Origin of the sequence: Vibrio sp. Vb2131 (assembly GCF_033338535.1) — a bacterium.
Lineage (GTDB): Bacteria > Pseudomonadota > Gammaproteobacteria > Enterobacterales > Vibrionaceae > Vibrio > Vibrio alginolyticus.
Genome location: NZ_JAWOSW010000002.1, coordinates 384,044 through 399,353, shown reverse-complemented (window position 1 = coordinate 399,353; position 15,310 = coordinate 384,044). Strand labels below are relative to the sequence as shown.

The 15,310-nt window shown below is 43.3% G+C and carries 11 protein-coding genes; 3 read left to right on the top strand and 8 right to left on the bottom strand.

Annotation, left to right across the window (positions count from 1 at the left end):
• Position 1 precedes the first annotated feature (1 nt).
• From R7E38_RS03915 to R7E38_RS03880, 8 genes are all read right to left on the bottom strand, one after another.
• On the bottom strand, positions 2–1,273 hold the full coding sequence (locus tag R7E38_RS03915) for a YeaH/YhbH family protein (protein ID WP_005378448.1): 1,272 nt from the start codon (positions 1,271–1,273) through the stop codon (positions 2–4).
• Between the two features lie 47 nt (positions 1,274–1,320).
• Complete coding sequence (locus tag R7E38_RS03910; protein WP_005378447.1) at positions 1,321–3,255, bottom strand: PrkA family serine protein kinase; 1,935 nt, start codon at positions 3,253–3,255, stop codon at positions 1,321–1,323.
• Positions 3,256–3,748: 493 nt separating this feature from the next.
• Entirely contained in the window at positions 3,749–4,249 is a 501-nt protein-coding gene (locus R7E38_RS03905; RefSeq protein WP_005378446.1) for a YfbU family protein, read from the bottom strand.
• Between the two features lie 136 nt (positions 4,250–4,385).
• Positions 4,386–5,051: an energy-coupling factor ABC transporter permease gene (locus tag R7E38_RS03900; RefSeq protein WP_104978939.1), complete on the bottom strand. Its 666-nt coding sequence runs from the start codon at positions 5,049–5,051 to the stop codon at positions 4,386–4,388.
• 154 nt (positions 5,052–5,205) lie between these two features.
• On the bottom strand, positions 5,206–5,946 hold the full coding sequence (gene pflA, locus R7E38_RS03895; RefSeq protein WP_005387854.1) for a pyruvate formate lyase 1-activating protein: 741 nt from the start codon (positions 5,944–5,946) through the stop codon (positions 5,206–5,208).
• 211 nt (positions 5,947–6,157) lie between these two features.
• The gene (locus tag R7E38_RS03890; protein ID WP_226082838.1) at positions 6,158–7,135 is read right to left on the bottom strand and encodes a lipid A deacylase LpxR family protein; all 978 of its coding nucleotides are present in this window, start codon (positions 7,133–7,135) and stop codon (positions 6,158–6,160) included.
• Between the two features lie 153 nt (positions 7,136–7,288).
• A complete protein-coding gene (pflB, locus tag R7E38_RS03885) occupies positions 7,289–9,565 on the bottom strand; it encodes a formate C-acetyltransferase (protein ID WP_005378442.1) in 2,277 nt (758 codons plus the stop codon).
• 303 nt (positions 9,566–9,868) lie between these two features.
• On the bottom strand, positions 9,869–11,416 hold the full coding sequence (locus R7E38_RS03880; RefSeq protein WP_005378441.1) for a DUF3360 family protein: 1,548 nt from the start codon (positions 11,414–11,416) through the stop codon (positions 9,869–9,871).
• A gap of 453 nt (positions 11,417–11,869) precedes the next feature.
• Here R7E38_RS03880 and R7E38_RS03875 point away from each other — a divergent pair, with 453 nt between their 5' ends.
• The 3 genes from R7E38_RS03875 to R7E38_RS03865 all read left to right on the top strand — a co-directional run bounded on the left by R7E38_RS03875 (position 11,870) and on the right by R7E38_RS03865 (position 15,234).
• Positions 11,870–13,345: a hypothetical protein gene (locus R7E38_RS03875; RefSeq protein WP_017820023.1), complete on the top strand. Its 1,476-nt coding sequence runs from the start codon at positions 11,870–11,872 to the stop codon at positions 13,343–13,345.
• A gap of 264 nt (positions 13,346–13,609) precedes the next feature.
• Positions 13,610–14,380, top strand: coding sequence for an ABC transporter ATP-binding protein (locus R7E38_RS03870; protein ID WP_005378438.1), 771 nt, complete (start codon positions 13,610–13,612; stop codon positions 14,378–14,380).
• Between the two features lie 83 nt (positions 14,381–14,463).
• Positions 14,464–15,234, top strand: coding sequence for an ABC transporter substrate-binding protein (locus R7E38_RS03865; protein WP_005378437.1), 771 nt, complete (start codon positions 14,464–14,466; stop codon positions 15,232–15,234).
• Positions 15,235–15,310: the final 76 nt, after the last annotated feature.

Sequence of the window (15,310 nt, the reverse complement as noted above, 5' to 3'; positions counted from 1 at the left end):
CTTACGCCGTTTCTTTTTGGAATAGTTCACGAAAGACTGGGAAAATATCCTCCACAGAGCGAATGTTTTTCATTGCGAAATTAGGAAACTCTTCAGTGAGTTTTTCGTACTCATGCCATAGAGTTTGGTGCGAGCGCCGCGTGATCTCTATGTAAGAGTAGTACTGACAGTTTGGAAGTAATTTGTTCACTAACAGATCCCGGCATCTTGGCGAATCATCTGCCCAGTTGTCACCGTCGGATGCTTGAGCTGCATATATGTTCCACTGACCAATCGGGTATCGCTCTTTTACTATTTCATCCATTAACTTGAGCGCGCTAGATACAATGGTACCCCCGGTTTCTTGTGAATAGAAAAATTCGTGCTCGTCCACTTCCTTCGCTTGGGTATGGTGGCGGATAAAGACGACTTCGACATTCTCGTAGGTACGAGTTAAGAACAAGTACAAAAGAACATAGAAGCGTTTTGCGATGTCTTTCGTTGCCTGGTCCATCGAACCGGATACGTCCATTAGACAGAACATGACCGCTTGGCTTGATGGTACCGGGCGTTTCTCATAGTTCTTGAAGCGTAAGTCGAAGGTATCGATGAACGGCACGCTTTCGATTTTCTTGCGCAGTTCTTCAATTTCAGCCTTCAAGCGGTTCTCTTCAAACTGCTGAGCAGGTTCAATATTTTTGATGCGAGCAAGTTCGTCTTCTAACTCTTTAAGAAGTCGTTTCTTACCAGCAGTCATTGCAGTACGGCGCGCAAGAGATTGTTGCAGAGAACGTACTACGGCGATATTGGAAGGGATACCGGCAGTTTGAAAGCCTGCACGGTGCGTTTTCCATTCTGTGATTTTGGCAATTTGGTTTTTTTCTAGATTAGGCAGCTCGAGATCTTCGAACAAAATATCGAGGTACTCATCTTTTGATATTTGGAATACAAATTCGTCTTGGCCTTCTCCATCTGGACTGGCGTTCCCTTCTCCAGAGCCGCTACCTTGACCGCCACCTTTGGGACGCTCAATCTTATCACCAGTAATGAATTGGTCGTTACCGGGATGAACTCGTTCGCGAACACCACCTTTGCCTTGATGAAATATAGGCTCATTGATGTCTTTGTGAGGGATAGAGACGTCTTCGCCCGTTTCCGTATTCGTAATCGAGCGTCGATTCACTGCGTCTGCTACCGACTCTTTTATTTGCTCTTTGTGGCGCTTCAAGAAGCGCTGTCGATTAACAGCGCTCTTGTTCTTGCCATTGAGCCTTCGGTCTATAAATTGCGCCATGAAATAGCCCTCTTCATGTTTCACAAGCGACCTAACTCAATACTGGGTTAGGATGACTTACGTACTCGTAGGTACCACTCAGAAAGTAGGCGAACCTGTTTCTCGGTATAGCCTTTTTCCATCATGCGAGCGACAAAGTCGTCGTGCTTCTTCTGATCTTCAGAAGAGGTTTTCGCATTAAATGAGATAACCGGAAGTAGCTCTTCGGTATTGGAGAACATTTTCTTCTCGATTACTGTGCGCAGTTTTTCGTAGCTGGTCCAAACCGGGTTTTGACCATTGTTATTCGCTTTCGCACGAAGCACAAAGTTAACGATTTCGTTTCGGAAATCTTTCGGGTTAGAAATACCAGCTGTTTTTTCGATCTTCTCTAGCTCAGCATTCAGTGAAGAGCGATCAAATAGCTGACCAGTTTCTGGATCTCGGTACTCTTGGTCTTGAATCCAGAAGTCTGCATAGGTGACATATCGGTCGAAGATGTTTTGGCCGTATTCAGAGTAAGACTCAAGATAAGCGGTCTGAATCTCTTTACCGATAAATTCAACGTATCGAGGTACTAGGTAGCCTTTCAAGAACTCGAGATATTTCTCTGCTGTTTCAGCAGGGAACTGTTCGCGCTCAACCTGTTGTTCAATCACATAGAATAGATGTACAGGGTTGGCTGCCACTTCGGTTTGGTCGAAGTTAAATACGCGTGACAAAATCTTAAAGGCAAAACGTGTTGAGAGACCGTTCATGCCTTCATCGACACCAGCATAATCACGATACTCTTGATAGCTTTTTGCCTTTGGATCCGTATCTTTCAGCGTTTCACCGTCGTATACACGCATCTTAGAGAAGATGGACGAGTTTTCAGGCTCTTTAAGTCGAGAAAGAATACTGAATTGTGCCAGAGTCTCGAGCGTGCTTGGTGAACAAGGGGCTTGAGACAACTCACTGTTTTCAAGAAGTTTTTGGTAGATTTTGACTTCTTCTGAAACACGTAGACAGTAAGGTACTTTCACAATATAAACACGGTCCAAGAACGCTTCATTGTTCTTGTTGTTACGGAAGGTCTGCCACTCAGATTCGTTTGAGTGAGCCAGAATCATACCGTCGAATGGAATCGCAGAAAGGCCTTCTGTACCGTTGAAGTTGCCTTCTTGCGTTGCTGTTAACAGCGGGTGAAGCACTTTGATTGGTGCTTTGAACATCTCAACGAATTCCATTAAACCTTGGTTTGCTTTACACAGCGCACCGGAGTAGCTGTAAGCGTCTGGATCGTCTTGCGAATAGTGTTCAAGCTTACGAATATCGACTTTACCAACCAATGATGAGATATCTTGGTTGTTTTCATCGCCTGGTTCAGTTTTGGCAATACCGATTTGGTCAAGGATAGAAGGGCGTACTTTCACTACTTTAAATTTGGTGATATCACCACCAAACTCGTGAAGACGTTTAGCGGCCCAAGGAGACATGATCGAGCGAAGATAACGGTGCTCGATGCCATATTCTTTTTTCAAAATATCGCCATCTTCTGTGGCTTTGAATAGGCAGAATGGATGGTCATTCACTGGGCTGCGTTCGCCGTTAGCAGTAAGAACATAAATAGGCATCTGTTCCATCAGAGCCTTAAGCTTTTCTGCAAGCGAAGACTTACCGCCACCTACAGGGCCGAGTAGATAAAGAATCTGCTTACGCTCTTCTAGGCCTTGCGCCGCATGTTTTAGGTAAGACACAATTTGTTCTATGGCATCTTCCATGCCATAAAAGTCTTTAAAGGTTTCATAACGAGAGATAACACGATTCGAGAAGATTCGGCTTAGTCTCGGATCCTTTGCCGTATCGATTATCTCTGGTTCACCAATCGCCATCAGTAGGCGTTCTGCTGCATTAGCATAAGCGCTTTTGTCATCTTTACACAGGGCTAAAAACTCCTGTAACGACATCTCTTCATCTTTTGCAGCTTCATATCTTGATTGATAGTGGTCGAAAATACTCATGTCGCTTTCCCCTTTAATAGTCAGTCTACCGACGAACGTTGATTCAGGCTTTCCACCAACAGTTATGCTCGTTGTTGTTTGAATATACGTCCTGTTATCACATTTGGTTCGTACAGAATGTAAGATTGGCGACACCAAAGACTTTGCTTTATGGACGGTTTTTTCGTTACAACGGTGAGCGGTGGATATGAATTTTTCAATCACAGCCTTTCTCTACTTAAGCCTAGTCGGGGATTTGCAATTTTGCTTAACAATTATGAATTTATTGTAAAAGTGACATTTGAATCACTCTTTTATTAAGGACGAATTTATGTCGTGAATAGGTGCAATAGAAATCAAATATTTGGCAAAGACAGAAGAGTCTCAGTGATTCGTTGTTCTACATTGAGCAAGGTAAGTGAAAGAGGTAGGAAGAGAGCAAAGTCTTAGATAAGTTTGTGACAGGGTAAATAACAAGGAGAGCGGGCGCTCTCCTCATTCTTAGACGACCATTTTATGCGCTGAAGATTTGCGCTAGTTCGTTTTCACATAAATGATACTGACGAGGGCAGTTACGCCAAGTTTGCAGCATACGGCGGTATTTATCTAGCATCGGCATTTGGCTGTTAAAGTGATGATCTGCCTTGTCAAACTGAGGGTACAAACCTTCAGAATCGATGAGAAAACGTACGTAATGTACTTGTTGCGCTTCTGAAGCGATATCAAATCCCAAGAACTTCAAGCGGCGCTGATCTACGTTGCTGCGGTCTTCATCGTCTAGCATGTTGTAAGATTCTTGCATCGCATGATACATCTCCATAACGTCGATGATCTCACGACATTCTGCTTCTGAGAGGCAGCCGAAATCTTTGTTCAACTCTCGCATTTGTAGTTCATAACCACGTTCAACGATCGTTTGTAAGCGTTTGTATTTGGCCGCATTACTTGGATCAAGTTGAGACATAAGGTTGTATTGGTTTGATAGAATCAAACGTTGAGCGTTTGACATTTCCATGGTGACCTCACTAGATATCTAATACATTTTTAATGTGCTTAGGTTAACGCTTAAGACATGAGTGAAACATGATCTCAACACATATTTAATACTAAAAAATGGCAAGAACTGTCACTTTTGACCAGTTTGAAAACACTTATTTATGGTAATGATTGTATATGTAGTCTCGGTCTGAAAATACTCTCAGCCACTCTGGCTTGAATACGGTTAAAACCGCCAGTGCCATACCATTTAATAGACCTTCTGGAAAGGCGAGCAACGGCACAAAAACAAAGTAGTTATGTTGAATGGTTTCCCAATCGTAGTGACCAACTGATAGGTGATAAAAAGAGTTAATGATGAGGTGCAGACTTCCTGTTATCGCGCCATTGAAAAATCCAGCAACGAAGATGAAAACAAAAATGTTTCGTGGCAAGTAGTGGTAACTCAGAAGAAACACTAAGTAACTAATGAAAATCGGAATTAGGGCAGATAGAACTAACGACGTGGGTAAGAGTAGCAAGGACACATCATGTAGTAGGTGGTTGACCAACATAGCGGGAATGCTGAGTATAAATGCCATGCGCCAACCATACATCATCGTCAGCGTTGTTAGTGCAAGAAAATGAATCTGTAATCCTTCTTTTACACCTGCTTGAGCGGCCCATAAAATACTGAAAAAGAAGAGCGTTGCAAAAACGAGGTGCTGAAATCCTTTTTCTTTTTCCAGTTTGGGCCAAACGACTTTTTTCCAATCTGGTAGGCAGTAGACTACTACTATCCAAATTGAGACAACAAGAGAGCCTAAGTTAAACAAATCCATGTTACTTCCTTCCTATGCGAACATGACGCAATCATTTCTATCGTTCTTTTTATACCTAAATGACCGCAGAGAAACTCACTGATAAGGCTTAGATATAATCAAAAAAATACCAGCAATAAGCTGGTATTTTAAAGAGGTTAGTCTTGCGGTTCACTTAGTATTTTACGTTATCGTTGTATTGAGCAAGAATGGATTGAATTTCATCCATGGTTTCTTTCGGTGGCGGGTTTACGCCTTCGAGTGGGTATTCTAAGCCTAACGCTTCCCACTTATGAGCCCCTAATTTGTGGTAAGGAAGTAACTCGACCTTTTCGATGTTATCCATGTCTTTAATAAATTCACCAAGCATGTGTGCTGCTTCTGGGTCATCTGTGTAACCAGGCACGACGACATAGCGAATCCATGTTTTCTTTCCGATTTTTTGCAAGTAACGAGCAAAGTCCAATGTGCGTCGGTTGGATACACCGATGAGATCTTGGTGCACTTCGTCTTTCATGTGTTTGATGTCAAGCATGACTAAGTCTGTTGCATCCAGTACTTCATCGATAACATCAGTGTGCTTACGAACATAACCGTTAGTATCTAGACATGTATGAATGCCTTCGGTTTTAGCTGCGCGGAAAAAATCACGTACGAATTCCGGTTGAAGCATCGCTTCGCCGCCAGAACAAGTAACGCCACCACCTGATGCATTCATGAAGTGGCGGTAACTTTTCGCTTCGGAAATGATTTCTTCAACCGTGACTTCTTTGCCATCATGCGTGTCCCAAGTATCGCGGTTATGGCAATACTTACAGCGCATTAAACAACCTTGCAAGAAGACGATAAATCGAATACCAGGTCCGTCTACGGTACCACATGACTCAAATGAGTGAATACGACCAGCTGTTGACATCTTTTGCTCTCATTACTAGTAAATTCTAGCTGTTATTTTATTACAAAAAGCAGGGTTAAAACAGCTTTGTCGGTACTAAAGGCAAGGTTATTTGAAGAAAGAAAATAGATGGAGCCAATCTACATAAACGCTTGAACACGAGGTGGTTAATACCTACCCCGAGAACTTGCCGTGTATCTAGATTGACTTCGATGCTGGGATAATCCAGTTTTTAGAAAAAGGCGAACACGGAGAACGAGCCTGTCCCATAAACATCGGTTTGGGCTTCTTCATAATCCGGTGTTTTAATTGTAAAGGTGATGCTTGCACCGTAATTTTGGTTGTACCAAGATACTCCCGCGACGGCACTTGCTTGCCAATTTTGCAGTGTGACGTCGTATGGCGCTGACGGTTCAGGAATGCCAGGACGATCTCCTTCGATAGTCATGTCATTAAAGCGGTAACGACCTTCAAACCCGGTGAACAAGAACCAACTCGACGTGTTCTGAGCGATCATACTTGCTGAGAAAGGGCTTTCGACACTGATATTGGCGGCTCCGATGCTATTCGCTAGGTTTGTACCCCAACGAAACATGACGCCTTGAGAGACATCACTACGGAAGTTACCCGCATTGATGTCGTTAATGTTGGTGATCTCCCATTGTGTTTTTTGTTCTTCGCTGCGCATCAATTTGTTAAATACGCGGTAACCAAGGCTGAACGCAACTTTATCTTCAATCTGGTAATCCCAACCTTGAGGGTCCGTCGATCCTGTTATGCCGTGAACGATTTCTTGCGCCTTTTTTGATAGCGAACTTTCACCCGTAGCTCCTATGGTGAAATTGTACCGTACAGCTTTGTCACTCGTTAGGGAAAGGTAGTTGATTTCGGTGTGTAGGTAACCGGCATATGGGCGATCATTGATTAGTGGATAATCGGCTTCAATGTCGCTTGGAGTCCACATTTTGTGGCCAAGAACCAACTCTATTTTATCGATATTGGCGTGCTCTGAGTTAGCTAGACTCAGCCATTTCCATTGGCTTTCTTGTATCAGTTGGTCTGTCGCGTACGAAAGGAATACACCATTCGTATAGTCTTGATCGACGCCAAAAATACCATCGTTGTCGATGGTAAAAGAAACCGTAGACTTAGTGGATGCTATTGCAACTGGAGAAAGAAGGGTAAGAATAATTAATTTACTAAATCTCATAGACTTTATTTGCTAACTTTTTTCGCATCATACGTAAGAATGCGGGCAAAAGTCTTTCGCGATATCACAACTTTCATTCAAGAAATAAAAAAAGGCTGATGCTACTTAGCATCAGCCTTTGTTGTATTACTAGAACGTTATTTCGCTATAGTCTTATAGAGACTCAGTGAATGTACGTGCGATTACGTCAGCTTGTTGCTCTGCAGTTAGAGAGTTGAAGCGAACAGCGTAACCAGATACACGGATTGTTAGCTGAGGGTATTTCTCTGGGTGCTTAACTGCGTCTTCTAGAGTTTCACGGTTAAGAACGTTCACGTTTAGGTGTTGGCCACCTTCGATACCCGCTTCGTGGTGGAAGTAACCATCCATCAGACCAGCAAGGTTAGCGCGTTGTGAACCCTCATCTTTACCTAGTGCGTTAGGTACGATAGAGAATGTGTAAGAGATACCATCTTGTGCGTCAGCAAACGGCAGTTTAGCAACTGAAGTTAGTGATGCTACAGCACCTTTCTCGTCACGACCGTGCATTGGGTTTGCACCTGGAGCAAATGGAGCACCAGCACGACGACCGTCAGGCGTGTTACCAGTTTTCTTACCGTAAACCACGTTTGAAGTGATAGTAAGAATTGACTGAGTAGGGATTGCATCACGGTAAGTCTTAAGCTTACGGATTTTGCCCATAAATACAGAAACAAGTTCACATGCAATGTCATCAACGCGTGGGTCGTTGTTACCGAATTTAGGGTAATCGCCTTCGATTTCGAAGTCGATTGCTAGACCGTCTTCGTCACGAATTGGCTTAACTTTTGCGTATTTAATTGCAGATAGTGAGTCAGCTGCAACAGATAGACCAGCAATACCACAAGCCATAGTACGCTTAACGTCACGGTCGTGTAGAGCCATTAGCGCCGCTTCGTAGCTGTACTTATCGTGCATGAAGTGGATAGCGTTTAGTGCAGTCACATATTGTTTCGCTAGCCAATCCATGAAGTGGTCCATTTTCTCCCACAGTTCATCGTAGTTAAGAACATCGCCTTCGATCTTAGGCATTTGCGGGCCAACTTGGATTTTTAGCTTCTCATCCACACCACCGTTGATGGTGTAAAGCATTGTTTTCGCAAGGTTCGCACGAGCACCGAAGAACTGCATTTGCTTACCAACAACCATTGGAGATACACAACATGCGATCGCGTAGTCGTCAGAGTTCATGTCTGGACGCATTAGGTCGTCATTTTCGTACTGAATAGAAGAAGTATCGATAGATACTTTCGCACAGAACTTCTTGAAGCCTTCAGGTAGTTGCTCAGACCAAAGAACAGTGATGTTTGGCTCTGGAGAAGGACCCATAGTGTATAGTGAGTTTAGGAAACGGAAGTTTGTACGAGTAACTAGCGTACGACCGTCAAGACCCATACCACCCATAGACTCAGTTGCCCAGATAGGGTCGCCAGAGAATAGATCATCGTACTCAGGAGTACGTAGGAAACGAACCATACGTAGTTTCATTACGAAGTGGTCGATCATTTCCTGAGCTTGTTCTTCAGTTAGCTTACCAGCCGCGATATCACGTTCGATGAAGATGTCTAGGAACGTAGAAGTACGACCTAGAGACATAGCCGCACCGTTTTGAGATTTAACAGCAGCTAGGTAACCGAAGTAAGTCCACTGAATAGCTTCTTGCGCAGTTTCAGCAGGACGAGAAATATCACAACCGTATTTTGCAGCCATTTCTTTGATTTGACCTAGAGCACGGTGTTGCTCTGCGATCTCTTCACGAAGCTGCATTGTCATTTGTAGGTCTTCGCCGTTCTCAAAACGCTCTTGTAGAGAAGAGAACTGCGCGAATTTATCCTTCATTAGGAAGTCAATACCGTATAGAGCAACACGACGGTAGTCACCGATGATACGACCACGACCGTATGCATCTGGAAGACCAGTCAGTACGCCAGATTTACGACACGCCATGATTTGAGGAGTGTAGATATCGAAAACGCCTTGGTTGTGAGTTTTACGGTATTCTGTGTAGATTTTTTTAACTTGTGGGTCTAGCTCGCGGTCGTAGGCTTTGCATGAACCTTCAACCATGCGGATACCACCGTTAGGGATGATCGCACGTTTTAGAGGAGCGTCAGTTTGAAGACCTACGATAGTTTCTAGGTCTTTTTCGATGTAGCCTGCATCGTGAGCAGTGATGGTAGAGATAACTGAAGTATCAAAATCAACAGGAGCGTGAGTCGCGTTCTCTTGTTTGATGCCTTCCATTACCTTAGCCCAAAGCTTGTTAGTCGCTTCAGTACCTTCAGAAACTAGGAAAGATTCGTCGCCTTCGTACGGAGTGTAGTTCTTCTGAATGAAATCACGAACGTTTACTTCGTTTTGCCAGTCGCCTGCAGCAAAACCTTCCCAAGCTTTAGCAAATTGCTCTGCCATGACATACCTACCTTTTTAGTAGAAAAAAATACGTACTGCTTCGCCGTTGAGCCAGCTATCCCCAGATAAAAGAGGGGAACAGTACACTCTTATGAATAACAATATTTATAGTCTTAAATTTACGTATTCGATTTACAAAACTATAAATATTGTCACTAGTTTTAACGTTTCTCTTTTTAAGCAACAGTTAGAGGTTAAACTAAAATTTTTTTGCAAACCTTAAACTAAATCAATAAATTCTCAAAAATCTCGATAAAAATGGGGTAGCGACGAGCGCTACCCACAAATTTCTGGACTGCTAGCTTATAGCCAAGCTTGGATGCCATACTGGCCTTCAAGCATACCAACTGCAAGCATAGCAACTAAACAGATAACAAGTACGCTTACTGGGATCACAATCTTGTCTACAAATGATAGGCGAGACGCGCGCTCTTTATCTCCAATTAAACCGTTGTTATCTAAAAGCATAGTTAGTGCCCAAGCTAGAACTGGATTAACAACGGCAGAACCAAAGATACAAATGCCTGCTGCTTGTGAGTCTTTCGAGTCCTTCACCATCTGCATGCCAGCTTCAAGCAGTGGTAGAGATACACCAACGAGAAGAGCAACGCGCATAACTGGAGGCCATACTGCAACGTCCATAGGAAAACCAAGGATTGCAACAATAATACATAGAGAGCCTAGTAAGATGGCGCCAGCAGGAATAGGGCGTTTCGCGATTGCAGCAGGGATCATGTAAGTCCCCCAAGATGATGTGATGTTACCACCACCCACTGCAGTACCGACCATTTGGCGAACGGAACACATTGTCATTGTGTCATCAACGTCCATCAGCACTTTCTCACTCTTACGTGGGTAGTTCATCTCTTGGAAGATACGGTGACCCAAGAAGTCAGGTGACCACATTGCTACCGCAAGAATGGCGAATGGTAGTGAAGCGATGAAGTGTTCCATATTAGGAAGACCAAGCATCCAACCTTCTTCTGTTGAACCCCACCAGTAGATTGGATTTAGGTTTGGAAGGCCTGTCTCGGTTACGAATTTAATATCGAAGCCTGCGCCAAGAGCAAGTGCGATTGCAAGCCCAGTGAAGGCACAAACAGGGATCGCTAGCCAGCGTTTGTTCACTTTAGCAAGGAACGCGTATAAGCCAATGGTAACCGCAAGAACAATTAGACCGATGTAACCCATGCTACCAGCGGCAACCGTATCGGATTGCAAACCAACAGCCCAAGCTTGAATAGAGTTAATTTGGCTCATGGTTCCGGTTAAACCTAGGAAAATAAGAAGGCCACCAGCCGTACCTTCAGAGGTGAGGTTAACCAGTTTTGACCCACCTTTTAAGAGGCTCAAAATCAAACCAAACACACCAATGAGAATTGCTAATGCAAGAGGATGAGCACCAGCAAGAGCGATGGTACCAATAAGAGGGATCATTGGGCCGTGGTTGCCTGCTAGGTTGGCTTTAGGGTTAATAAAACCAGAGGCAAGTACACAGAAAAGAAGTGCAGGGATGAGCATTTCTACACGCGCAACTTCGATAGCAAAGTCCTTGCCTAAGTTTACGTGGTCCCATGCTGCAGTAAGACCTTCAGCCCAAGACATCATTACCGCAGAGTACATTGCGATAATACCGATAGTACCAGCAAGCGCTGGAACAAGGTCTTCAAGCTCAAAGCGGAAGTCACGACCTGGCAAGTTCAAGCCAAAACGACGTGGCTTCATAATTTGTAGTTCGTGGTCTAGGTAGTCTGAACGGCTTGCGAACTCAGATGCTGGACGATGAAGCTCACGGTAGCTCTTGGTCTCGATATCTGAATCAGAGTGCGTTTTGTTAACTGCGTCTGACATAGATTCCTCATATATTTAAAAGTTATGAATTCTTCATTCAATTGTGTTAATCCGCATCCTGCGGCACGCTTATGCTAGCTATTGTTAGATTTGTTACACGTCGACACTGTGCCTAAGCATAGCTAATAACTTATTGTGTTGAGGCACAAAAAAAGCCTCATCTTTTGGCAGGAGTCTAGCAAGATAGCCATTTAGGGTGATTGATTTAGATCACTTTAAGAATGGTTGTGAAATAAAACTACAGAAAGTTTCTGGCATGCGAATGAGATGCGGAGATCTTGTGTAATTTCATTACACAAGTTGCATAAAATTAGAACTTTTTGTCCTTTTGCACGAGATGCAGATTAAATGTCAATATTCACGGTGATTATATAAAGCTGGCTTTATTCTTGCTTTGGACAGAGCAAAGACAATTTTTTGGCTAATCATTGCCGCTCAGTTTAGGAAAAAGACATGAAACAGCTTAAAGTACTGCCACTAGTGGCAATCATCTCAGGGTTAATGGTCGGTTGCGGCGGCGGTGGCGGCGGTGGCGGTGGTGCAGCGCCGAAAACTGCGTTTACTTTTGATTTTGCTATACCAGCAACAATGACTGAAAGTGAAGCAACTACGAAAGGTTGTACTGTATATGACCACAAAACTGAGCTGAACGGCGATAAAACGGTTTTAACCTACAGTGCAGCGTCAAAAGAGCAAGTGACCAACTATGTTATCGGTTACTACTCTGATGCCGATGGCAAAAGATCCGGAGACATTATCAAACCTACCACTGATAACTTTAAGTTTTATCTTGAAGATATCCCTGACGGCGGCTTTGTAACGTTTCAAGCAATAGAATTTAACGGCAAAGAAGCTCGCGTAAACACGTTTTCAAAAGAGTTCTTGCAAGATAAGAAACTACGTAATGCTACTTTTGCACTAAACCGAGACTCTTTGAACAAATGCTTTACTGGCGGTAACTTAGCAAGCAATAAGTTTACTAACTTAGATTACCGAAACGCTGAATCAGGTGGCGGAGATTACAACTTTGTCTCGCAAACCGATATTTTCACGTCTCCGAACCCTGATATGTTGCCTACTGATGAACTGATGGGGCTTAAAGGTGAACCAACGGCATTGTTTCAGTATGAATCAGGTTCAAGCGACAAAGCGCTTTACCAGTATGGTATTGGTTCGTGGGGAACTGGTGAGATAGCCTTAGTTAGAGCGGATAATACGTCAAACATTTATTCGTCTTCTGACTATACTTACGACTCGCTCAACATTGGCTTTGTTACTAACGGCTTTGCATATGACGCGTTGAAGCTGGATAAAACGGCCGTTGAATATAATCGCCCTAGTGCAACGAATAAAGAAACTTGGGTATACATGGCGTTCTCAGAGAATCAAGTTAATGGTTGGGAGTCTCTACTTAACGAAACGATCTCTGACGGATGGGATATTGACGTTGATCCGAGTGCTTACTTAAATATTGATAACCTGCCGAACACAAAACCAAGTGTATCAACGCAAGGAAGTGCAGAGTCCGTGATTGATCTGGACATGGGCTTAACATCGTCTACTGAAGGCTTTACTCGTGTCGCTTACTTTGCAACTTCAGGCGACTACAGGGTCACACATCGCATTTTCACAACAAGTGATAGTGATTCTGTTGTTGTTCCAGAATTGCATTACTACAACTTCCCAACATCGGCCGTTAACGGTTTGAAAGTTTCAGCTTCGGACGATTTTAATCGCACTGCTTTGGTAGTGAATGAAGATAGTAATATTGATTCTAAAGTTTTCATGAGCTTCTTCTCCAATGGTGAAGCGTCAGAGCCTGAACTAGATGAAGACCTAGATGGCATCATTACTTCTGAAAAAGAAGGCTTAGAAAATGAGGTGACATTACGTACTTCAAACTCGTTGGTAGTCAGTCGTTTTAATTAATTCATTGCGACCTCGAATAGGTTTCAATTAACACTTTTGTAAATTTATTAAGCCCCTTTGAAAGGGGCTTTTTTATATTTAATATTCAACTTTTGAAGAATATGTTGCTATATATTGCATATTAATTTGTCTATCGTATCTTTCTATTCGAATTATTTAGGTTAATAATTTGTTGCAAGTTTCAGAGGGCGATGCTAATTTGTTCCGAATTAGAGAGGGCGGAGTCCCTTAATTGCAGTGACAAAAACACAGGGAGTAGGGCGCATGAATGATGTACCAGCGCTAGATATAAAAGACCTGCACAAAACATTTGGACAAAATGAAGTTTTAAAAGGCATTTCACTTGCCGCGCACAAAGGAGATGTTATCTCCATCATTGGCTCTTCCGGCTCAGGTAAGAGTACCTTTCTCAGATGTATCAACTTGCTAGAAACGCCTACCGCGGGCGAAATTTGGGTAAATGGTGAATTAATCCAAATGAAGAACAACAGAGCAGGTGAATCTGTTCCTGCTAATGAAAAGCAAGTCCAACGTATTCGTTCACGCCTGGCAATGGTTTTCCAAGGTTTCAACCTCTGGTCTCACCTAACCGTACTAGAAAACGTGATTGAGGCGCCTGTTCATGTCTTAGGCGTGCCAAAAGCTCAAGCGATTGAAAATGCAGAAGTCTTGCTTAAGAAAGTAGGCTTGTATGAGCGTAAAGATTATTACCCTGGGCACTTATCTGGCGGCCAGCAGCAACGTGCAGCTATTGCCCGTGCGCTAGCAGTTGACCCAGAGGTGATGTTGTTTGACGAGCCAACTTCTGCGCTTGACCCAGAACTTGTAGGAGAAGTTCTGGGGGTAATGAGAGATTTGGCAGATGAAGGGCGAACTATGCTGGTGGTCACGCACGAAATGGCGTTTGCGCGTGACGTATCAAACCATGTGATGTTTTTACATCAAGGCTTAGTGGAAGAACAGGGAAATCCAGCTAAGCTATTTACAAACCCGGATTCAGAACGATTACAGCAGTTTATCTCATCCATTTACTAATATTTGTTAGGCGGCAGACTATTGCCTCCTAAGCCAACACAACAAACAAAACGAAATAAAATAGCAATCACAGGAGTATGGAAATGAAAAAGTGGTTATTAGCAGCAACGATTGCTGCAACGGCAGTATCAGGTGTTGCCCAAGCGAAAGAATGGAAAACAGTTCGCTTTGGTATCGAAGGCGCTTACCCTCCGTTTAGCTGGACAGAAACTGATGGCTCAATAAAAGGCTTTGACGTAGACATGGCAAATGCACTCTGTGAAGAGATGCAAGTGAAGTGCAAAATCGTCGCTCAAGATTGGGATGGTATTATTCCTTCTCTGCTTGCACGTAAGTACGATGCCATCATCGCAGCAATGTCTATCACTGAAGAGCGCAAGAAAAAAGTCGATTTCACTGGCAAGTACGCACAAATTCCAAATAAATTTATCGCTAAGAAAGGTGCGGGTCTAGATTTTGATAATCTTAAAGATGTCAAAATTGGCGTGCAACGTGCGACGACACATGACAAGTACTTAACTGACAACTACGGCGATGATGTTGAAATTGTGCGTTATGGCTCTTTTGATGAAGCGTATCTTGATCTAGAAAATGGTCGAATTGCTGCTGTTTTAGGTGATGCTTCTGCTCTAGAAGAGGGTGTGATCAACAAAGCAGGTGGCGAAGCTTATGAGTTTGTTGGACCATCGTTAACCGATCCAAAATGGTTTGGCGAAGGTATGGGTATCGCTGTTCGTAAACAAGACAAAGATCTAACGAAGAAACTCGACGCAGCAATTATTTCACTACGTGAGAAAGGTGTTTACCAAGAAATTGCTGGTAAATACTTTAACTACGATGTGTACGGTGAATAAACCGTAATTAAGCGACCGTTGGCTTGTTCCTAGAAGTAGTCAACGGTCGATTTTTTGAGTTTAGGGATTAGGAACT